The sequence below is a fragment of the Paenibacillus donghaensis genome (assembly GCF_002192415.1).
GTDB classification, from domain to species: Bacteria; Bacillota; Bacilli; order Paenibacillales; family Paenibacillaceae; genus Paenibacillus_AQ; species Paenibacillus_AQ donghaensis.
In genome coordinates this window covers 5,377,591-5,399,355 of sequence record NZ_CP021780.1, presented here as the reverse complement: position 1 = coordinate 5,399,355, position 21,765 = coordinate 5,377,591, and the positions used below count along the sequence as shown (strand labels likewise).

Annotated in this window: 15 protein-coding genes and 1 pseudogene; 15 read left to right on the top strand and 1 reads right to left on the bottom strand. The window is 54.0% G+C overall.

What is annotated here, in order from left to right; all coding sequences use genetic code 11:
• Positions 1 to 124 precede the first annotated feature (124 nt).
• The 3 genes from B9T62_RS24565 (at position 125) to B9T62_RS24555 (ending at position 4,092) form a co-directional block, all read left to right on the top strand.
• Complete coding sequence (locus B9T62_RS24565) at positions 125 to 1,075, top strand: cation diffusion facilitator family transporter (RefSeq protein WP_087917689.1); 951 nt, start codon at positions 125 to 127, stop codon at positions 1,073 to 1,075.
• Positions 1,076 to 1,104: 29 nt separating this feature from the next.
• Positions 1,105 to 3,510, top strand: a complete 2,406-nt coding sequence (gene recJ / locus B9T62_RS24560; protein ID WP_087917688.1) for a single-stranded-DNA-specific exonuclease RecJ — start codon at positions 1,105 to 1,107, stop codon at positions 3,508 to 3,510.
• Positions 3,511 to 3,573: 63 nt separating this feature from the next.
• The gene (locus B9T62_RS24555; RefSeq protein ID WP_087917687.1) at positions 3,574 to 4,092 is read left to right on the top strand and encodes an adenine phosphoribosyltransferase; all 519 of its coding nucleotides are present in this window, start codon (positions 3,574 to 3,576) and stop codon (positions 4,090 to 4,092) included.
• A 132-nt stretch (positions 4,093 to 4,224) separates the two neighbouring features.
• Here B9T62_RS24555 and uraA read toward each other — a convergent pair whose 3' ends face one another.
• Complete coding sequence (gene uraA / locus B9T62_RS24550) at positions 4,225 to 5,529, bottom strand: uracil permease (protein ID WP_087917686.1); 1,305 nt, start codon at positions 5,527 to 5,529, stop codon at positions 4,225 to 4,227.
• 304 nt (positions 5,530 to 5,833) lie between these two features.
• Here uraA and B9T62_RS24545 point away from each other — a divergent pair, with 304 nt between their 5' ends.
• From B9T62_RS24545 to B9T62_RS24495, 12 genes and pseudogenes are all read left to right on the top strand, one after another.
• Positions 5,834 to 8,017 (top strand): RelA/SpoT family protein, encoded by a 2,184-nt coding sequence (locus B9T62_RS24545; RefSeq protein ID WP_087920417.1) that lies wholly within the window; start codon positions 5,834 to 5,836, stop codon positions 8,015 to 8,017.
• A 21-nt stretch (positions 8,018 to 8,038) separates the two neighbouring features.
• Positions 8,039 to 8,482 carry a D-aminoacyl-tRNA deacylase gene (gene dtd, locus B9T62_RS24540; RefSeq protein ID WP_087917685.1) on the top strand — a complete coding sequence of 148 codons (444 nt, stop codon included), beginning with the start codon at positions 8,039 to 8,041 and terminating at the stop codon, positions 8,480 to 8,482.
• A gap of 168 nt (positions 8,483 to 8,650) precedes the next feature.
• Positions 8,651 to 8,806 (top strand): hypothetical protein, encoded by a 156-nt coding sequence (locus tag B9T62_RS39440; protein ID WP_157793993.1) that lies wholly within the window; start codon positions 8,651 to 8,653, stop codon positions 8,804 to 8,806.
• Between the two features lie 185 nt (positions 8,807 to 8,991).
• Positions 8,992 to 9,267, top strand: a pseudogene (locus B9T62_RS24535) (DJ-1/PfpI family protein); the annotation flags it as partial.
• 48 nt (positions 9,268 to 9,315) lie between these two features.
• Positions 9,316 to 9,780: a hypothetical protein gene (locus B9T62_RS24530; RefSeq protein ID WP_087917684.1), complete on the top strand. Its 465-nt coding sequence runs from the start codon at positions 9,316 to 9,318 to the stop codon at positions 9,778 to 9,780.
• Between the two features lie 1,333 nt (positions 9,781 to 11,113).
• On the top strand, positions 11,114 to 12,367 hold the full coding sequence (gene hisS / locus B9T62_RS24525; RefSeq protein ID WP_087917683.1) for a histidine--tRNA ligase: 1,254 nt from the start codon (positions 11,114 to 11,116) through the stop codon (positions 12,365 to 12,367).
• 104 nt (positions 12,368 to 12,471) lie between these two features.
• A complete protein-coding gene (aspS, locus tag B9T62_RS24520) occupies positions 12,472 to 14,250 on the top strand; it encodes an aspartate--tRNA ligase (protein ID WP_087917682.1) in 1,779 nt (592 codons plus the stop codon).
• Positions 14,251 to 14,314: 64 nt separating this feature from the next.
• Positions 14,315 to 15,070 carry a tRNA threonylcarbamoyladenosine dehydratase gene (locus B9T62_RS24515; RefSeq protein WP_087917681.1) on the top strand — a complete coding sequence of 252 codons (756 nt, stop codon included), beginning with the start codon at positions 14,315 to 14,317 and terminating at the stop codon, positions 15,068 to 15,070.
• Positions 15,071 to 15,211: 141 nt separating this feature from the next.
• On the top strand, positions 15,212 to 16,510 hold the full coding sequence (locus tag B9T62_RS24510) for an NCS2 family permease (RefSeq protein ID WP_087917680.1): 1,299 nt from the start codon (positions 15,212 to 15,214) through the stop codon (positions 16,508 to 16,510).
• Positions 16,511 to 16,715: 205 nt separating this feature from the next.
• On the top strand, positions 16,716 to 18,905 hold the full coding sequence (locus B9T62_RS24505; RefSeq protein ID WP_087917679.1) for a HelD family protein: 2,190 nt from the start codon (positions 16,716 to 16,718) through the stop codon (positions 18,903 to 18,905).
• Positions 18,906 to 19,321: 416 nt separating this feature from the next.
• Complete coding sequence (locus tag B9T62_RS24500; RefSeq protein WP_087917678.1) at positions 19,322 to 19,603, top strand: CD3324 family protein; 282 nt, start codon at positions 19,322 to 19,324, stop codon at positions 19,601 to 19,603.
• Positions 19,604 to 19,825: 222 nt separating this feature from the next.
• Positions 19,826 to 21,130, top strand: coding sequence for a replication-associated recombination protein A (locus tag B9T62_RS24495; RefSeq protein ID WP_087917677.1), 1,305 nt, complete (start codon positions 19,826 to 19,828; stop codon positions 21,128 to 21,130).
• Positions 21,131 to 21,765: the final 635 nt, after the last annotated feature.

The following is a 21,765-nucleotide window of genomic DNA, read 5'->3' as shown; positions in this document are numbered from 1 at the left end:
TTCCCGAAAGCCGCGTCAAAGGCGACGCGGCTTTCGAAATCTTATCAAGCTGAAACGGCTGTATTCTATTTTATATGCTCCAAGATATATGCTATATAAAGTGCAGTGGTAAGGAGGGCCCCGTATGAATGAGAAAGTATCCGCATCAAATGAAACGGTTGCCTGGACAGGAATACTTAGTGACGTAACACTTGCTGTTGTTAAGGGCAGCTTCGGTTACATTTCCGGCAGCAAGGCCTTGTTGGGAGATGCCTTGTATTCTGGAGCAGATGCCGCAGCCAGACTGGCAGAGATAGGGCCTTGGCGTCCGGCGGAGACCAAGCAGAAGAAAGCACGTTCCCTGGATCAGCGGAGCAGCAAGGAGCCGGTCTTGGGCGTTGCGATCTCCGTGCTGATTATGATGGGTGGACTGCAAATTATATTCTCGGCCATTCGTGACTTAACCTCAGGTCATTTATCCATGCCTGGCCAGCTTGCACTTATAACCATCATTGGCTCTATTCTTGTGAATGAGGCAGTCTTCCAATATCAATACAGACATTTCAAGAAACGCTGTGATGGCAGCCATGCCGCTTATGCGGACAGCCACCGTTTCACCCTGTATACCTCCATCACCGTATTTGCTGGAATTACGCTCTCCATGGGTGGAGGTTACTTCCATCCGCTGCTCTATATGGACCCGATTGCGGCGTTGCTGGCAGGGTGTATGATTCTTCGCAAGGGATATACGCTGATCGCAAGTTCAATGAGCGGCAAGAAGATCCAGGAGCTGCCTTTCGAGGAAGCCGCCGGCTTCATTGAAACCGTGGAGCGGGTGCAAGGAGTCATTCGGGTGGAATATCTGAAGGCGCTGGAAGAAGGACGTTACGTTAATCTTCAAGTTAAAATCAGCGTAAACCCACGCATTACCGTTATGGAAGCGCAGGACATCTCCGAGTGCGCCCGAAAGCTGCTGCAGCACCGGTTTGTCCATGTGGGCGAGGTTCATATGGATGTGGTGCCCTATGATCCAGGTTATCCTTACAAAAGCAACCACGAGCTGGTCGATAATGATATCCCGACTCTGCTTCAGTAGTCTCTAAGGCGAGAGAAAGGGGAAATTAATTGCTTCATTCAAAAACAAAATGGCATTCTCCGGCAGCCGATTCCGATACCGTGCGGGAGCTGGCCCGGAGCCTTTCTATTTCTCCGCTCCTGTCCTCCCTGCTTGTGAACCGAGGCATGGAAACGCCGGAAGCGGCCTTGCTATTTATGGAAGGCGGGGCAGAAGAGCAGCATGATCCTTTCTTGCTCCAGGGAATGGCTGAAGCGGTTCCGCGTATCCGTAAGGCGCTGGAAGAGCAGGAGCATATCCTGGTCTACGGCGATTACGATGCCGACGGCGTGTCAAGCACCGCGCTGATGATCCACCTGCTCCGGCATTTGGGCGCTTCTTTTGACATTTACATTCCGCACCGCTCCAACGAGGGTTACGGGCTGCATAATCATGCGCTGGACTGGGCCTTGCAGCAAGGCGTTTCACTGATTATTACCGTGGATACGGGCATCAGCGCCTATCATCAGGTTGCTTATGCCAATCAGCTGAGGATGGATGTGATCGTAACCGATCATCATGAACCCCCTGAGCTGCTGCCTGATGCCTATGCGCTGATCAATCCCAAGCTGCCGGGTTGTCCTTATCCCTTCAAGGGATTGGCTGGCGTTGGAGTGGCCTACAAGCTGGCGCAGGCCTTGCTTGGTTCTGATGTGCCGGCCGAGTGGAGTGAAATCGCCGCAATCGGTACGGTTGCGGATCTGATGCCGCTGCTCGGTGAGAACCGTGACATTGTCCGCAGTGGATTGCGCAGCATGCGCAGCTCGCGTTTCCCCGGCATCCGCGCTTTGCTGGATGTCAGCGGTGTGGCGCTGGGTACGGTCAGCGCAGTGAATATTGCTTTTGGCATGGCCCCGCGGATCAATGCCAGTGGACGTCTGGACCATGCGGGCCGGGCGGTGGCGCTGCTCACCACCGAGTCGGATGACGAGGCCGGCATATTGGCCGGAGAGCTCGATCTGTTGAACAAGGAACGCCAGCTGGTGGTTGAGAGAATTGTAACGGAAGCCACAGCCAAGCTGGAGCTGCAAATCACAGAAACGGGAGTGCCGGATATTATTGTGCTTGCTGATTATGACTGGAATGTGGGAGTAGTAGGCATTGTAGCCTCCAAGCTGCTGGACCGCTACTATCGTCCGGTAGTGATCCTAGATATTCATCCCGAGACCGGGATGTGCAAAGGTTCTGCCCGCTCGATTCCCGGTCTCGACATCTATGAGGCTTTGCATTCTTGCTCAGACCTGATGGAGCATTTCGGCGGACATCCGGCTGCGGCCGGTATGAGTCTGCACAAGGACAAGGTTGATGCTTTTGCAGCAGCCTTAAACCAATATGCTGCTGGAGTGCTTACCGAGGACCATTTGGTCCCCGTGTCTCCGGCCGATGCCGAGGTTCTGCTATCTGAGCTGTCATTAACCGCTGCAGCCGAGCTGGACAGGCTGGCGCCATTCGGAATGTCTAATCCGCAGCCGCGATTTATCGTGCGCGGAGTTACGGTCAAGGAGACACGCACGATGGGGCAGGAGAGCAAACACCTCAAGCTGGTGCTTCAATCCGGGTCTAGCCGGATTGAAGCCGTTGCTTTCGGCAAAGGCTCGCTGGCAGGGGTGCTGCCCGCAGGAACCGTGGTTGATGTATTGGCCGAGCTGTCGGTAAACGAATGGAACGGGTCACGCAAGCCGCAGCTGATGCTGCAGGATCTGGCCGTTACCTCGATGCAGCTGTTCGATCTTCGCGGAGCTACCGATGCCGAGCGGCAGGCGCTGAAGCTCAAGGAGCTGCTGATGCCTGCCGGCGGCAGTCCTTCACATGCTGCTGCCGTCTTCCGGGATGGCCGTGTAGCCCCGCAGAGCGAATTAATAGGCATGTCGCTATGGGTGTATGATAAAGAAACCGGGATCACGCCCGCAGGCCATCCGCCATCCGGACTGCAGCTGGAGAATGAACAAGTGTCCCTGCTGTGCCTGATGGATGTGCCGGAAACCCCCGAGCAGTTGGATGCCCTGCTGCGCGCTTTCCCGAGTCCGGACAATATTGCCCTGCTGCATACCGTTCGGGACAGCCGGGAACGGCTGCAGATGCCGACGCGCGAGCACTTCAAAGCGTTGTATCAGGGACTGGCCCAGATTGCACCCGCTCCTGTACCGGAGCAGGAGGTACTGCGCAGGCTGAGCCGCCAGTCTTCGCTCAGTGTACGGATGCTGGGCATGATGCTGGATGTGTTCGAAGAGCTTGAATTCATCGAGCGAAATAAAGGAACCGTGGCACTTAGAAATCAGCCTGCTGCCAGAAGCCTGACCGCATCGCGCCAATATGCCCGGTTGGGACAAGCGGCAGAAATGGAGCGCTATTTCCTGGAGGGCAGTCTCGCAGAACTGCAGGACTGGCTTCAGAACCTCCGGCTTGGCGCATCCTGACCCTATTCAGAAGAGAAAGAAACGCTTTATAGCAAGCAACACCACCATTAGGAGATGATGAGTTTGGATTTCAAAGACATGATTCGCGTGATTCCTGATTTTCCGCAAGCGGGAATCAGCTTCAAGGATATTACCACCCTGCTCAAGGACGGCGAAGGCTACCGTCAGGCGATCAATGAGCTGAAGGCACTTGTGGCCCATCTCAAGATTGATGTAATTGCCGGACCGGAAGCCCGCGGCTTCGTGGTAGGGGCACCTCTGGCTTATGCGCTTGGCGTAGGTTTTGTGCCGATCCGCAAGAGCGGCAAGCTCCCTTATGAGACGATTGAAGTAGGCTATGACCTGGAATACGGCAAGGACACGCTGGCTGTCCACACCGATGCGATTCAGCCCGGACAGAAGGTGCTGATTGCCGACGACCTGCTGGCTACAGGCGGAACCATTGCAACTTCAGTGCGTCTTGTAGAGCAACTGGGTGGAGTAGTGGTTGGCGCAGCATTCCTGATTGAGCTGGTGCAGCTGCATGGCCGCAACAAGTTATCCGGCATTGAAGTGTTGTCTTTGCTGAATTATGAGGATTAATTTGCCGGAACTTGTCTTTTCCCGGGAAATAATCCGATAAACATCCTTTTGCATCATACCAAAAAGGCTGCTCCCATCCGTTGCCGGATAAGAGCAGCCTTTTTATGTAATATTAATCTTATTATTCACATTCTAATGCGCGGATTTCTCATTCTTTTCTTCGTTGGACCAGCCCAGCACTTCAATCAGCTTGATGAACAAGGCCAGCACGATGCCGACAATGGTAGCCAGTGCCATCCCGGAGAGCTGTACGCCACCCATTTTAAGTGTAGCACCGCTGATTCCTGTTACAAGCACAAGTGAAGCCATAATCATGTTGGTCGCTTTGGAGAAATCAACCTTCTGTTCTACGAATATACGCAGCCCTGAAGCGGCAATAACTCCAAACAGCAGCAGGGAGACACCGCCCATGACCGGCAGGGGAATGTTGGCAATGACGGAAGAGAAGGTACCTGAGAATGACAGCAGAATAGCGATAATCGCAGCACCGCCAATGACATATACCGAATAAACTTTGGTCAGCGCCATGACGCCGATATTCTCGCCATAAGTGGTATTGGGTGTGGAGCCGACGAAACCGGAGATAATGGTGGAGATTCCGTTACCCATCAGGGAACGGTCCAGGCCGGGATCTTTGGCCAAGTCTTTGCCGACAATATTGCTTGTCACCAGCAAATGGCCGATATGCTCGACGATCACGACCAGCGACACAGGAACAATCGTCAGAATCACATTCCAGTCAAAGGAGGGAGTAATAAGCGTTGGATGGGCGAAGAAGCTTGCTTTACTGATAGATTCAGTATTGACCAGTCCCATCACATAGGCGAGACCGTAACCGGTAACAATACCAATCAGAATGTGAATGATTTTGGGGAAGCCGCGGAATACAAGGGCACCGAGCACAGTCACACCCATAGTCACCATGGACAAGAGAATGGCATTGCCGTCTGGCGTCCAATCTGCAGCTCCATCTGTTGAGATCAGACCGGCCATACCTGCAGCAACAGGCACCAGTTCAAGACCGATAGTGGCTACGATCGCACCCATAACTGCTGGAGGGAACACGACATCAATCCAGGAGGTACCGGCATAACGGACCACAACGGCAACGAGTACAAAAATAATCCCTGTGACGATAAATGCGCCCAAAGCGAGCGAATAGCCATGCATATGATCATCCTTATGATCTGCCAGCACGGCTAGCACCGGGGAGATAAAAGCAAAGCTGGAGCCGAGATAGGCGGGAATCTTACCGCGGCAGATAAATATATACAGCAGGGTTCCGAGGCCGTTCATCAACAGAATCATGCCGGGGTCTACCCCGAACAAGTTGGGAACCAGCACTGTACTGCCGAACATGGCGAACAAATGCTGCAGGCTTAGGAGGAAACCCGGACCCATAGGCAGTTTTTCATTAACTTGAATTTCGCGTTGCAATCGATTCACTTCTCTTTCATGTCTGATTTAGGGTGGGCAGGCTTCGAACCGCCTTTACTAGATTAAATAGAACGCGGCCTTTTTACAACAACAATTTCACTTGTGACACGAATTTGTCCCATCTTGTGGTCTTTACGGCGACAGAATGCCATGCGGTGGCAAGTGTTGACGTAATCCATCGTAAGCGTCATAATTATAGACAACTTTAATCTGAGCGCGAAGGCTCGAGGAAATGATGGAACCTGCAGAATGTGCAACCCGTGCGGGTTCATTTTATTATAGAAAGGAAACGGATACGACGAGAATGGGCATAGAGCGATTAATGGATAAGGCTGGCGCCTATATAAAAGCTAAAGATCTTCTCCGCATCCGGGAAGCTTATGAATTTGCCGATCAGGCTCATCACGGGCAGGTCCGCAAGTCGGGGGAGCCGTATATTCTGCATCCGCTTGCGGTCGCAGATATTGTCGTCAATATGCAGATGGATGTTATCTCCATCATTGCAGCGCTTTTACATGATGTAGTAGAAGATACAACGGTTTCTCTAGAGCAGATCCGGGCGGAATTTGGCGATACCAGTGCCATGCTCGTTGATGGTTTAACCAAGCTGGAACGCATCCGCTTCCGCTCCAAGGAAGAGCAGCAGAATGAGAACTACCGCAAGATGTTCATCGCCATGGCTCAGGATATCCGGGTCATTGTGATCAAGCTGGCAGACCGTCTGCATAACATGCGTACCCTGAAATATCAGTCGGAAGAGAGCCAGCGCCGGATTTCCTATGAGACACTGGAGATTTTCTGTCCGATCGCCGACCGTCTGGGGATCTCTGCGATCAAGTGGGAGATGGAGGATATCGCTCTGCGTTACCTCAACCCGCAGCAATACTACCGCATTGCCAATCTGGTGCACAAGAAGCGGGCGGAACGGGAACAGTTTATCGAGAGTGTCATTGGCCGCATCCGCTCCAAGCTGGACGAAATGGGCATTGAAGGCGACCTTTCGGGCAGACCGAAGCATATTTACAGCGTCTATAACAAAATGAGCACCAAAAACAAACAGTTCAACGAAATTTACGATCTGCTGGCGATCCGCATCATCGTGGAGAACATCAAGGACTGTTATGCCACACTTGGCATTATTCATACCCTTTGGAAGCCGATGCCGGGCCGTTTCAAGGATTATATTGCCATGCCCAAAGCGAACATGTACCAATCGCTGCACACGACAGTTGTGGGTCCCGGAGGCGAGCCTACCGAGGTGCAGATCCGTACCTGGGAGATGCACCGCACGGCGGAATACGGGATTGCTGCGCACTGGGCCTATAAAGAAGGCAGCAACAACAACAATGCCAACCCGGAGAACCGGATGCCGTTCTTCCGCGAGATTCTGGAGCTGCAGCATGAAGCCAAGGATGCGGAGGAATTTGTCGAATCGCTGAAGATGGACTTCTTCTCCGATCTGGTGTTTGTCTTCACTCCAAAGGGCGAGGTTATTGAGCTGCCGGTAGGCTCGGTGCCGCTTGATTTCGCCTTCCGGATTCATACGGAGGTGGGCAACCGGACCATCGGTTCCAAGGTGAACGGACGGATCGTTCCGCTGGACCACAAGCTGAAGACCGGGGATATCGTGGAGATTCTGACCTCGAAGCATTCCTATGGGCCCAGCCGCGACTGGCTGAAGATCGCCCAGTCCTCGCATGCCCGCAGCAAGATCAAACAATGGTTCAAGAAGGAGAAACGCGAGGAGAATGTCGAGAAAGGCCGCGAAGCGATTGAACGCGAGCTGAAGCGCCTGAATGTCGATATCTCCGAGTGGAGCTCGGACGACAAGCTGATGGAAGTGGCGAAGAAGTTTTCTTTTAACGATATCGAGGATATGCTCTCGGCGGTGGGCTTCGGCGGGATTACTGCCGCCCAGATCGCCTCCAAGCTGACGGAGAAGCTGCGCAAGGAGCAGGAGGACGCTGCCAATCATCTGGAGCTGACTTCCGAGATGAAGGAGATCAAGTCATCCGGGGAGAAGCGCAACCAGCCGACCAACGGCGTACGTGTCAAAGGGATTGATAACCTGCTGGTTCGTTTCGCACGATGTTGCAATCCTGTGCCCGGCGATGACATCGTCGGTTATGTAACTCGTGGGCGCGGCGTATCTGTGCACCGGGACGACTGTCCGAATATTCCAGGCGACGGCGATGGCGAAGAAGCAGCACGGGTAATCGAAGTGGAGTGGGAAGGCAGCATGGAGGCCAACTACAGTGTGGACATTGAGATCACGGGCCATGACCGCAATGGTCTGCTCAACGAGGTGCTGCAGGCGGTGTCCGAGAGCAAGACCAATATCTCCGCGGTGACCGGACGGTCCGACAAGAACAAGATGGCGATGATCCATATGACCATTCTGATCCGCAACACGGATCATCTGCAGTCGGTAGTGGACCGGGTCAACCGGGTGAAGGATGTCTATACCGTCCACCGTATTATGCAATAGAGCAAGGAGCTGGAGAGTACAATGAGAGTGGTTGTGCAGCGCTGCAAAGCGGCCAAGGTTACTGTGGACGGCACCGTGACAGGTGCGGTCGGGCAAGGCCTGATGCTGCTGGTTGGCGTCACTCATGGAGACACCGAGAAGGATGCTAAATATTTGGCGGACAAAATTGCCGGGCTGCGTATTTTCGAGGATGATGCCGGCAAAATGAATCACAGCGTGACCGATACTGGAGGGGCCATTCTGTCCGTCTCGCAATTTACCTTATACGCGGATACGCGCAAGGGAAGACGCCCGAACTTTATGGCTGCGGCCGCGCCTGCCGAAGCGGAGCTGCTGTATGATTACTTCAACGGCCAGCTTCGAGCGGGAGGCCTGCGGGTGGAGACCGGCATCTTCGGAGCGATGATGGATGTCGAATTCACCAATTGGGGGCCGGTCACTCTTATTCTGGACAGCCAAGGATAAGCCGGAATACAGAACAACCTAAAGTTACTATTGTCTGCTGGAGGATGCCTTAAGCGGGGTTATGACTACCCCTTGCTTAAGGCATCTTTTTGTCTGTGCCGGATAGTGCTTCTGGTGGCTGGTTAGACTAGTGGGGATGAATATTACAGGAACAAGGGGTTCTGCCTAATGAGATTCTCACAGAAAGCATGGGTGTGGCGGAGTCTTCCGCCGTTTGCCGCCGGAAGTCCGGCTGAGGCCAGTGCATCAGCCAGAAGCAATGAAGATCCGCAGGACCAGCCGGTACTCAGAGGGCGCAAGCGTATTTTTCTGCCGCGCAGCTGAGGCTGGAAGAACGCGGTTTTTCGTGTGTGAGCGGGGTACAACTTTGCAGACGGTGGTTAGAAGCAGCCCTTTGGGGGGTAATAGAACTACGAGAACAGAACAAAACGGAAGGGAGCAGTTAATCTCATGAGTAAAGTTGCTTTCTTGTTAGCGAACGGCTTTGAAGATTCTGAAATGAAGGTACCAACCTGCGTTTAAGCGAGGAAGTCCTTGAGTTCGTGAAAGCGGTAAACTCGGCGAGTAAGCTGATCGCCTCCATCTGCCACGGTCCGCAGATTCTGATCAGTGCGGAGCTGCTGGAGGGTCGTACGATTACGGCTTATCCGGCCTTAAAGGACGATATCGAGAACGCAGGTGCGACCTTCAAGGATGAAGAAGTGATTGTCGAAGGCAATTTCATTACTTCACGCACACCAAAAGACGAGCCCGCATTTGTGCGTGAGCTGCTCAAGGTGCTCTAATATAGTTTTGCGGGTTCCACTACAAAACTTACACGGGAGGGAATAACAATGACTAAAAGAATTCAGGCGTATTTCAGAACCGAAGATGAAGCGGTAGGCGCGCAGACCTCGCTGATCGCGTACAATCTGGAGAATTCGGAGGTATCCCGGCTAACCGATCCGCTCAATACGAGCAGGTCGCAGGGCCGCAACATTCTGCTGCCGCTGGTGCCTTATAACAACGCTTCGACGGGAGGCGGTATTATGGGAGCGTCAGGTGCCTCCGGTACGGTAGCGAATGCGGCGTTCGCCCCTGGGCTGGTTATTCCCGATGCGGCAGGGCACAGAGATCTTGCCGAGGACAAAGGCCCGGTAGACGACGACGTGAAGGTGCTGAACAGTGAAGAGGTAACCGATGGCGATTTGGATGATCTGCATTATGTGATGGATCTCAAAGTCCCTGAGGCTCAATTTGATGAGGTTGTGCGCACCTTGCGCGGCAAACACGCTTTTGTCGAAGTGTTCGAATCATAAGACACTCTGACGGAACAGGGTAGCTGCTCTTATGGTTATAAATCCCCGGCTCAGCTTATGTAGAGCCGGGGATTTTTGCGCTGCACTGTGCTGCGTTCCGCGCCGCTCATGACATGTAGATGCCAAGCTTGGATTGAGTATTTACTATTTAGTATTGAGTATTCTACATTTGGCTGATATTATAGACTAAGTTATCGGCGGAGTAACACAGACAGAGAATGGGACATGATAATTGAAGCGCTTTCTCATCTGTAATACAATTGTAATATTACTATCATGATTCCTTAATATAGCGGGTTTATAATAAAGACATGACCCCCTTTTTTATAATATATGATGATGGACCTGCAGCAATCGGCTGCAGGTCACTTTTTTTTAAATATAAGAATTTATATGTTTCACGCCATGAATTATCCTTCTATTTCTCGCAGAAACGGATGCCGCCTCTTACAAAGGTCGGCGAAGCCGTTTCTACTTGTTTGCCTATTTTTTGCGACTCTTTAGGTTCCAATGATGAATTAGAATGATGCTCTGGAACGTTCGGAGCAAATAGATGCGAAAGTGGTTACTACTTGGGTGCAGCGAAGAAGTATAGGGGAATTCTACCACTAGTTGGTCTCAGAATGGTGATTCGATGGGGTTATGGGGAGTTTTCTACCGCTAATTAGGTGCCATCACTTAAGTAATGCCCTCGAAGGACAAAATAGTGGTAACTTTTCCCTATATGTCATGAAAACCGAACACTAGCTAGGAATTAACGGTAGATCTTCCCTATAGCCAACTACGTTTGGACTTCGAACTTTGGAAGCACCACAGAGCGGAGTCTTCGAGAGTTCTCACTATATCTTGACAGGCGTAATAATCATTTTTTAACTCCATTTCATTTAGTTCCTTGACTTTAGCGCAGTGGTTCAGTAGAATCTAACAATATACGGAATGTTATAGTGTTTTGATGACGGGAACAAGTACTCCGAAGCCCACAACCACAGAGAGGAATCCCAGGCAGATTGGCTGTTATCCTTACCACAAGGATTCAACCGTCCATGTCCGCCCAGGCTGCAAGGATTCTGTTGATGAACGGACGAATGACCTCCCCGAGAACGCACGGCGAAAGCAGGCAGGAATTGTTGCCCCATTAGTAGCCGTTTGCGCGTAGGCGGGCGTTAACCGCTTAGAGCGGATATAGGGCGTGCCCTGATCCGGAATGTGGGTGGTACCACGGGTGTATTATTGGTTATGATAATCCCTCGTCCCTGTTTGTTACAAACAGGGCGGGGGATTTTTTGCTTTTTTTACAGAAAATGATGGGGTTCACGTTCAGGAGGGATAGGCTGTGGCTAAAGAAAGATTCGAGAAACCAACCGGTACACAGGATGTGCTTCCGGGTGCGGTAGAGAAATGGCAGTATATCGAAGGCAAGGCCAGAGAATTATGCCGCCGGTTTAATTACCGGGAGATCCGCACGCCGCTGTTCGAGCACACTGGATTGTTCGAGCGTGGGGTAGGAGAAACTACGGATATTGTGGAAGGCGAAATGTACACCTTCAAGGATAAAGGCGACCGTGATCTGGCGCTCCGTCCTGAAGGCACGGCAGGCGTTGTGCGTGCTTATGTGCAGAACAAGCTCTACGGCGAACCTGATGTCAGCAAGCTGTATTATATTGGGCCAATGTTTCGTTATGAACGTCCACAAGCCGGCCGGTACCGCCAGTTCCACCAGTTCGGGATTGAGGCGTTTGGCGCGGTAGACCCGGCGATTGATGCCGAGGTGATCTCGCTAGGGTACCAGTTCTATCAGGAACTGGGGCTGAGCGGTGTGAAGGTGGAGATCAACTCCGTAGGGAATGCGCCAAGCCGCGCGGCTTACCGCGAGAAGCTGCTGGGCTTCCTCAGACCGATGAAGGACGATCTCTGCGGCGACTGCCAGCGGCGGATGGAACGCAATCCACTGCGTGTCCTGGACTGCAAGGTGGATCAGGCGAAATTCACAGATGCTCCCTCCATCCTTGATAGTCTGGATGAGGAATGCACCACACATTTTGCCAAAGTCAGAGCGTATCTGGATGGGATGGGCGTGGATTATTCCATCAACACACGTCTGGTGCGTGGACTCGATTATTACACGCATACAGCGTTTGAGTATAAAGCAGCCGGAATCGGGTCGATTGATACCGTAGGCGGCGGCGGCCGGTACAATGGTCTGGTTGAGGAGATCGGCGGACCGGATCAGCCGGGTATCGGCTTCGGGATTGGCCTGGAGCGGATTCTGCTGATTCTGGAGAACCAGCAGGTGGAGCTACCTGCAGCGAAGCCGCTGGATGTCTATCTGGTGGGTCTTGGCGAAGCAGCCGATCTGGAGATTTCGAGGCAGCTGTTCATTCTGCGCAGCCAGGGGTTCGCGGCAGAGCGGGATTACCTTGGCCGCAAGATGAAGGCACAGATGAAGTCGGCCGACCGTATGTCGGCGCGATACACAGCAATTCTGGGTGAGGATGAGCTGAGCAGCGGCGTAATTGCCGTGAAATCGATGGCTACGGGCGAGCAGCGCACTGTGAAGCTGGAAGAGCTGGGCCAGGCGCTGGTATAAGTGTAAGGCCGCCGCAGGGATATCGAAGCGTCCCACAGTAATTCAGAGCAATAGATCAGAGAAGTAGAGACCTGTATTTCTAACCATGAAGGGGTATGATAATAATGCAAAGAAGTCATCATTGCGGACAATTAACGCCGGAGCAAATCGGCCAGACAGTCATTCTGAACGGCTGGGTCCAGACCCGCCGCGACCTGGGGGGCGTGCTGTTTATTGATCTGCGCGACCGCAGCGGCATTGTCCAGACCGTGTTCAACCCGGATTATTCCGGTGAAGCGCTGCAGATTGCCGACAAGGTGCGTAGTGAATATGTGCTTGCTGTCAAGGGAACCGTTGTGAAGCGCGACGAAGAGACCGTTAACCGCAATCTGCCTACCGGGGAGATCGAAGTCCGCATTACCGACATTGAAGTATTTAACTCGGCGAAGACTCCTCCGTTCTTCATTGAAGACGGTGTTGAGGTCGATGAATCGCTGCGGATGAAATACCGTTATCTGGATCTGCGCCGTCCGGAGATGCTAAAAACGCTTCGTCTGCGCTCGCAGGCCTCCAAGATCTTCCGTGACTTCCTCGACAACGAGGCTTTTATTGAAGTCGAAACACCAATTCTGACCAAAAGCTCGCCGGAAGGCGCGCGTGATTATCTGGTGCCAAGCCGGGTGCATGACGGCGAATTCTTCGCTCTGCCGCAGTCGCCGCAGATCTACAAGCAGCTGCTGATGGTTGGCGGCGTGGAACGCTATTACCAGATTGCCCGCTGTTTCCGCGATGAGGACCTGCGCGCTGACCGCCAGCCGGAGTTCACCCAGGTCGACATCGAGACCTCTTTCCTCTCCCCGGATGAGCTGCTCGGCATGATGGAGAGGCTGATGCAGCGTCTGTTCAAGGAAACGGTCGGCGTTGATCTGGAGCTTCCGTTCCAGCGTCTGACCCATGCCGAGGCGATGAGCAAATACGGCTCTGATAAGCCGGACCTGCGCTTTGGGCTGGAACTCGTGGAGATGAACGATATCGTCGCTTCAAGTGGTGTGAAGGTATTCGCTTCCGTCATTGAGAAGGGCGGAGAAGTCAAATGTCTGAACGCCAAGGGCTGCGGAACTTGGTCCCGCAAAGAAATCGATGATCTTGGACCGTTCGCAGCACGTTACGGGGCTAAAGGACTGGCCTGGATTCAGGTCAAAGACGGCGAGTTCAAAGGGCCGATTGTGAAATTCTTCTCCGAAGAAGAAATCGCAGCCGTGAAGGAGCGGACAGGTGCTGAAGAAGGCGACCTGTTGCTGTTCTCGGCAGATACCCGTAAAGTGGTTGCCGATGTTCTGGGCGCGTTGCGCGTCAAGATCGGCGGACAACTGGGCCTGATCGACGAGAATGTGTTCAAGTTCGCCTGGGTCACTGATTTCCCGCTGCTGAGCTACGATGAGGACCAGAAACGTTATACGGCTGAGCATCATCCGTTCACTCGCCCACGGGAAGACGATCTGCACCTGTTCGAAACTGATCCGGGAGCGATCCGTGCCCAGGCTTACGATATTGTCCTGAACGGCTATGAAGTGGGCGGCGGCTCACAGCGTATCTACAAGCGTGAAGTACAGGAGAAAATGTTCGACGCGCTCGGCTTCACGCCTGAGATGGCTTACGAGAAATTCGGCTACCTGCTGGATGCCTTTGAATATGGCACACCTCCGCACGGCGGGATTGCCTTCGGCCTTGACCGTCTGGTGATGCTGCTGTCCGGCCGCACCAACCTGCGTGAAACGATTGCCTTCCCTAAGACGGCGAGCGCAACTGACCTGCTGATGGACGCTCCTGCACCTGTTGAGCCGGAACAGCTGGAGCTGCTGCATATCAAGCTTGTCCCGAAGCCGGAAAAAGAGAAGAAATAACTAATAAACGGGCCCGGCGGAGCGGAAGCGTACTCCGCTTGGCTTTTGAAAGGAGGCGCGCTCTATGTTGAATCAGTTCTCACGCACAGAGCTTGTCATTGGACCGGAAGGTCTGGAGATTCTGAAGAACAGCACGGTGGCCGTGCTTGGCATTGGCGGCGTGGGGGCCATGGCGGTTGAAGCGCTGGCCCGTGCTGGTGTAGGCCGCCTGGTTCTGATTGACAAGGACACGGTCGACATCACCAACGTGAACCGCCAGATTCATGCCCTGACTTCAACGGTTGGACAGCAGAAGACCGAATTGATGGCGGAGCGGATCAAGCTGATTAACCCGGAATGTGACGTGGTGCTACTGAACATGTTCTATACGGAAGAAACCTATGAGGAGCTGTTCCAGCATAAGCTGGATTATGTACTGGACGCTTCCGATACTATTGTCTACAAAATCCATCTGATCAAGGAATGTCTGTCCCGGGGAATCCAGATGATCTCCAGCATGGGAGCGGCGAACAAGATCGACCCGACCCGCTTCCAGGTAGCGGACATCTCCAAGACGACGATGGACCCGATTGCCCGCATCATTCGACAGCATCTGCGCCGGGAAGGTATCAAAAAGGGAGTGAAGGTGGTCTTCTCCACCGAACCTCCGATGAAGCCGCGCCAGGATGTTACCGAGCAGATCGTCCCGGCGAATGCACCGGATCGACGCAAGGCGAAGCAGCCCCCGGCCAGCATCTCCTTTGTGCCGCCGGTGGTAGGCCTGATTATGGTCAGTGTGGCTGTCCGCGAGCTGCTGGAGACTGGTGGAGTCAAGCTGTAGAAGACAAGCGCAGCCTGGCTGCAAGAATAACAAGAGTAGGCTAGAAGCTATAGAGAAGGGCGTGCCGCCGAATTCCGGCTGCGTACGTCCTTTTGCTATGATTAAGGAAGAAGAATGAAGACCAGTGGAGGTTTATGTGTTATGAAATCGAATGTTTGGCGCAATAGTGTGGGGCTGGAGCCCGGGCAGGATTGGAAACGGGAATGGGCCGCAGGCATCCTCTCCTATTTCGCCTCTGTATATATTGTGATGGTCAACGCAGCCATTCTGCATGATGCAGGCATGCCGCTGCGGGCAGGGATGGTCGCTACGCTGCTGACCGCTATTACCGGCTGTCTGCTGATGGCCTTTGGCGGCAAAACGCCAATTATCGTAGTGCCGGGGATGGGCATCAACGCTTTTTTCACCTATACGCTGGTGCATTCCATGAAGCTCGACTGGCGCGAGGCACTTGCTGTGGTGGCCGTTACCGGGGTGTTGTTCGCGATTGTGGCGTTCACTTCACTCTACCGGATTCTCAGCGACGCCATTCCCCATAATCTGCAGCATGCCATAACTGTGGGCATCGGGCTATTTCTGACCTTTATCGGGCTGCAAAAAAGCGGGATTGTGATCGCGCACCGCACGACCTTTGTGGCGATCGGCCATTTCAGCGATCCCGCTGTGATTACCTCCTGTGTGACGCTGCTGCTGGCCCTGGTGCTGTTCATCCGCGGCACGCGCGGCGGACTGCTGATCAGCATGTTGGCAGGCACGGGACTGGCTTATCTACTGGGCGTGGCCGAGGCGCCGAAGACGCAGGAATCCGGGCATGTGTTCACAGGCTACAGCGAGGTGTTCACAGGCATGGACTGGGGCGGAGCAGCCACGCTGGTGTTCTGGATTGCCGTATTCCTGCTGCTGCTGATTGTCGTATTCGAGAATATCGGACTGATTGCCTCCCAGACACTGATGGCAGGCCGCCCGGAACGCTTCAAAAGCAGCCTGCGTGCGCTCTCCGTCGCCAACATCGCAGCCGGGCTATTTGGCAGCAGCCCGGTGGTGGCGGCCGCAGAGTCGACGGCAGGCATCGCTGCAGGCGGACGCTCCGGCCTGACGCCGCTGGTTACTTCTATGCTGTTCGGTGCAACCTTCCTGTTCATTCCGCTGGTGGCCTATATCCCCGACAGCGCGATCGCACCGCTTCTGATTGTCATCGGCGGTCTGATGGTGCAGAATGTGCGCGAGATGGACCTCAGTGACATGACCGAGCTGTTCCCTGCCTTCCTGGTCATGGTGATGATTCCCTTCACCTACAGTATTGTGGACGGGATGGCATTCGGATTCATCACTTATCCGGTGGCCAAGCTGGCGATGGGCCGAGGCAAGGAGGTTCCACCGGCGTTGTATGGCATCGCGGGTCTGTTCGTGGCCAATTTTATCCTGCATGCGCTGCTATAGGACAATTTTTGATAAATATGGTATTCAAACCACCATTGTGCTACAATGAATATCCTTTTCTTGAAATATAGAAAGTGAAAATAAGGAAGAGGTATTGGCCTAAGCACTACAGCTCATACAACTAGGTCTATGCTTTCGAAGCGAGTTTTGCCGCGAGGCAATTCTGGGAGCTATGCTCCGCAAAACTTTTAGGAGGTAACTGAAATTGGAGGACAACTTTCAAAGTGCCTATCAAGAGGAAGAAGACAGGCTGAACCACGCGCTGGTAGAGATTGACGCTACCCTGGAGAAACTTCGCAGTACCCCGGTATATACGGGTCACGATTATACCGAGCAGGTACTGGAGGACTCCAGGGAGCAGAAGCGCAAAGATCTTGCCAAGCTTAGGCAGGAGCCTTATTTCGGACGGCTTGATTTTCAGGGCAAGGATGAAGAAGAACGAAAGGCGCTGTATATCGGCAAAATCGGTGCAGACCGTGAACAGGTAAGCGACCGGCCGCTGGTGATTGACTGGCGTGCTCCGGTGGCGAGCCTGTTCTATTCGTTTACCGGGGGGACGGAGCTGGCCTCCTATGAAGCGCCGGAGGGGTTGATTGAGGGGCTGGTGTACCTCAAACGCAATGTGGTGATCCGCAAGCAGATTCTGGAGCGGGTTGCAGATACCTACAACCGGGACAGCGACGGACCGGCGGTGTCGGATGAGTTCCTCGTCTACCGGCTGGGTGAGAACAAGGACAACCGGCTGCGGGATATCGTCTCGACGATCCAGGAGGAGCAGGACAAGATTATCCGGGCCGCGAAGAACACAGCGCTTGTTATTCAGGGCGTGGCAGGCAGCGGCAAAACTACGGTTGCGCTGCACCGGCTCGCTTTTCTGCTCTATCAGTACAAGGATCAGGTGTCGGCGGAGCGGATGATTATCTTCGCCCCTAACCGGATGTTCCTGGACTATATTTCCGATGTGCTTCCTGAGCTTGGTGTAGGCAATATCATGCAGAGCACCTTCCCGGATTGGGCGGCCCAGGTGCTGGAGATTACGCTTCCCGAGCAGGATGCGGCAGAGACGATGAACCGCTGGTTCGAAACCTCCGGCAGCATGCCGGTCATTACTGAGGAGACGCCGGGGCGCTTCAAAGGGTCCACCGTGCTGATGGAGATTATCGAGTCCAGCATTAAGCTGCTTGAGGGCGGAGCCGTACCAGAGGATGATTTCATTCCCTGGGAAGGCGCTGTGCTCAAACGGTCGGTGATTCTGCATTGGCATAATGAAGAGTATGCACCTTATCCGCCTGGCAAGCGCAAGGAACGGGTGATGGCGCGGATTCACCGCTGGATTGAGATGGAGCTGAAGAAAAGCCCGTCCGCTGCAGCGCTGAAGGAGCGCAAGAAAAAAGGCGCCCAGCGCGAGAAGGCCTACAGCGCCAAATGGCCGAAATACGATCCGCTGAATATATACAAACAAATCTTCCGTGCGGTGAAAGTCCCTGCGGATTGGCCGGAAGGTCCGCCGGTGCTGATCCCGGCGGCTGTGCTGAAAGAAACGGCACGCGAGCTGAAGAAGGGGATTCTGCGCGAGGAGGATCTGCCTCCGCTGCTGTACATTCACTATCTGCTGAACGGCAATGAAGGCAAGGACCGCTTCGATCATATAGTAATCGATGAGGCGCAGGACTTCTCGCCGTTCCAGATTGCGGTGCTCGACCTGTATGTGAAGGGCCATTCCTTCACCATTCTGGGCGATCTCTCCCAGGGCATTCATGCCTACAAAGGTGTACATGCCTGGGAGGAGATGCAGTCGCTGTTCGCTCCCGAGCATACGGCTTACCATGCGCTGACGCGAAGCTATCGCTCCACCATGGAGATCATCGAATTCGCCAACATCATTCTTTCTGCTGGTGTGAACAGCCCGCTGCTGGCGGTGCCGGTCTTCCGCAGCGGCAACCCGGTGCGGCTGATCTCTTATGCCGATCATCTGACGGCCGCTGCCGGTGAAGACCCGCGTTCCCGTGCGGTTGCCGCCGCGCTGGCGGCGCTCTCCGGCCGCGAGTACCGCACAGTGGCTGTGCTGACCCGCAGCCTCCGCGAGGCGCAGGAGCTGCACGCTGTGCTTGTGCAGGAGCATGCCGACATCCATCTGATTGACGGCAGCATGACGTCTTACCAGGGCGGCCTGTCGGTGCTGCCGGTGTATCTGTCCAAGGGGCTGGAATTCGACGCCGCTATCCTGGCGGATGCCGATCAAGACCACTATGGACCGGCCCCCTGGGATGCCAAGCTGATGTACGTTGGCTGCACACGCGCCCTGCATGAGCTGTGGCTGCTGCATAACGGCAAGCTGCCGGCTTATGTTCAGGCTACGGAGGACGTCACCATTAATGGCTGGCCGGAAGCCTAGCAGGCAGCGCAGAGCGGGCACTTCAGTGCCCCGAACCTTCTGGTGGAGAACAGTTATAACTGTTCTTGAACTTGTATGTGCCCCCTGGTTATGGCTTAATAATAAGTGTCCGGCCGGGCAAGAACACTTCTGGAAGGAGGCTGATTGAAATGATTTCAGTATACGAGGTGGTTTCCGTCTAACGACGGAAGCCCGCTTGCTTAGGAGGAGGCCGAGAGGCCTCCTTTTTTACAAATGACTAGCACATAAGGAAAAATTAAACTAAGAACATAGACGCTATCCGCAAGATTTTATATAATGAATTTATGGTTATTACCAAAATATGAGCAGAGGAAAGGAGGCAGGTGAAGTGATTACTATTACTACAGCATTGGACGCAGCTAGTGGAACACACCTGTTGAAGGAGGAAATGGCAAGTGAGTTATGTAAATGGGAAGGATGTGCTCCCCCCGGGCTTGCTCGAAGAGCTTCAGGGATACATTCAGGGTGAATTGCTATATATCCCCAAGAAGACGGAGCAGCGGGTAAGATGGGGAGAGAACAGCGGTACCCGGCAGGAGATTGCCAGCCGCAACGAGGAGATTTTCAGCTCGCACCGCAGCGGCTGCAGTGTAGCAGAGCTTCAGGAGAAATATTATTTGTCGGAAGAGAGCATCCGCAAAATCATATCCAAAATGCGGCTGGCGCTGAGCCGCTAGAATCCGCCTTTGAATAAAGAGCATGGCTCCCGTCCCCGGAAGACGAGATCATGCTCTTTGTTGATGGGCGGCCTTACTTGGAGATTGTGCGGCGGCAGGGCAGCAAGGCAGCAAGGCAGCAGGGTAGGATGCCAAACAGGCTTCATGGCCCCGCAATATGGTATGATAGAAAGAGTGAATTCTGCAAGCCTACAAGAACACAAGCAAGGAAGTGGAAGGATAATGGATTTATTTTCTTTCGGGGAGGACACCGGGAGCGGACGTCTGCTGGCAGACCGGATGCGGCCGGAGAATCTGGATGAATATATTGGACAAGAGCATATTATCGGGCGCGGCAAGCTGCTGCGCAGAGCCATCGAAGCCGATCAGGTGACTTCGATTCTGCTGTATGGCCCTCCGGGCTGCGGCAAAACGACACTGGCCCACATTATATCCCACCATACCCAAGCGGAATTCGTGCGCCTGAACGCCGTGGAGGCTTCGGTGAAGGAGGTGCGTGAAGTGATCGAACGCGCCCAGAGCAATAAATCGCTGTATGGCTCGAAGACGATTCTGTTCCTGGATGAGGTTCACCGCTTCAACAGCTCGCGCCAGGATGCGTTGTTGCCTGCGGTGGAGAAAGGGACGATTACGTTTATCGGTGCCACCACCGAGAATCCCTTCCACTATGTCAACGGCGCTTTGATGAGCCGCTCCACGCTGTTCCAGCTGGAGCCGCTGAACAGCGAGCACAGCCTGATCGCGATGCGGCGGGCACTGGCCGACAAGGAGCGGGGGCTGGGGTTCATGGCGCTGCAGGCGGACGAGGAGGCGCTGCAGCATATCGCCACGATGGCGAACGGCGATATCCGGCGCGCGCTGAACGCGCTGGAGCTGGCAGCGCTGACCACCGCGCCCGAGGCGGACGGCAGCGTGCATGTGACCCTGGAGGTCGCCGAGGAGTCGATCCGGCGGCCGCTGGTGAAGGCGGACGAGTCGACACAGTATGACGTGGTGTCCGCTTTTCACAAAAGCATCCGCGGCTCCAGCGACGCCGCCCTGTTCTGGTTCCTCTACGCCGTAGAGAAGCTCGGCATGGACCCGATGACCTTTCTGCGCCGCCTGATCGCGGCCAGCAGCGAGGACATTGGCTTGGCGAACCCGCAGGCCATGGTGCAGGCGGTCAGCGCGCTGGAGGCCTACCGCAACAACGGCTGGCCTGAAGCGAAGCTGAACATCGCCCAGGCGATCCTGTTCGCGGTGGAGAGCCCGAAGTCCAACGCGGTGTACACGGCGATCTCCAAGGCGATGGCGAGCATCGAGGAGATCAAATCGGCGGAGGTGCCGCATCATCTGCGGGACACGCATTACAAAGGCGCAGCGGCGCTGGGCCACGCCGGGTATCAATACCCGCATGACTTCCCCGGCCACTTCGTGAAGCAGGATTATCTGCCCAAGGCCATCGCCCGGAGAGTATTCTACCAGGCAACCGAGCAGGGCAACGAGTCCAAGATCCGCCACAATCAGGCTTTGCGGCGCGAGCAGTAGCGCGGAAGAAGTTGAACGTAATGAGTTACTATTTAAGATGAACTTAATAATGGGGGAGTGAAGGCCAAAGCTTGTGAAAGAAGGTTCAAAAGGCTCACCCGGAGAGAAATTCCTGCAATAGTGCAGGGACTTTCTCTCCTTTTTTCTTTATTCGTTGAATTCCTGTAATAGTGCAGGTTTTCCGGCAGTTGGGTCTGCTAACCAGTGCTGAGGGCGTGAATTCCTGCACTTTTGCAGGCTTGGGTTCACTAAGGCTGTTTTTGCACGACAAAAACTGTAGAATTGCAGGTATTTTGGGCAGGAGGTGACTATATACGTCCTGTTGAGATGGAAGCTGGCAGGCCTGCGGTGCTGCAGTGGAGTTCCTTCCTTATTGATTCGGTTACCACTTAGGTCCCCGTGAGGGTTGAGGATAGTACTCCGGAACTCTTATCGGGGTGCTCGATTCTGCAACTATTTCTGAGTAAATAGATACGAAACTTGTTACTACTTAGTCCACTTTAGGTCCAGCGAGAATCTATAGGGAACTTATACCGCTAATTGGACGGAAGTAGAGGCCTAAGTAGCAACGGAATCAGAAAGTATAGGAGCAGACAGGCAGGAGCCGGTCTTTTTCGAAATTAACAAAACTTTCT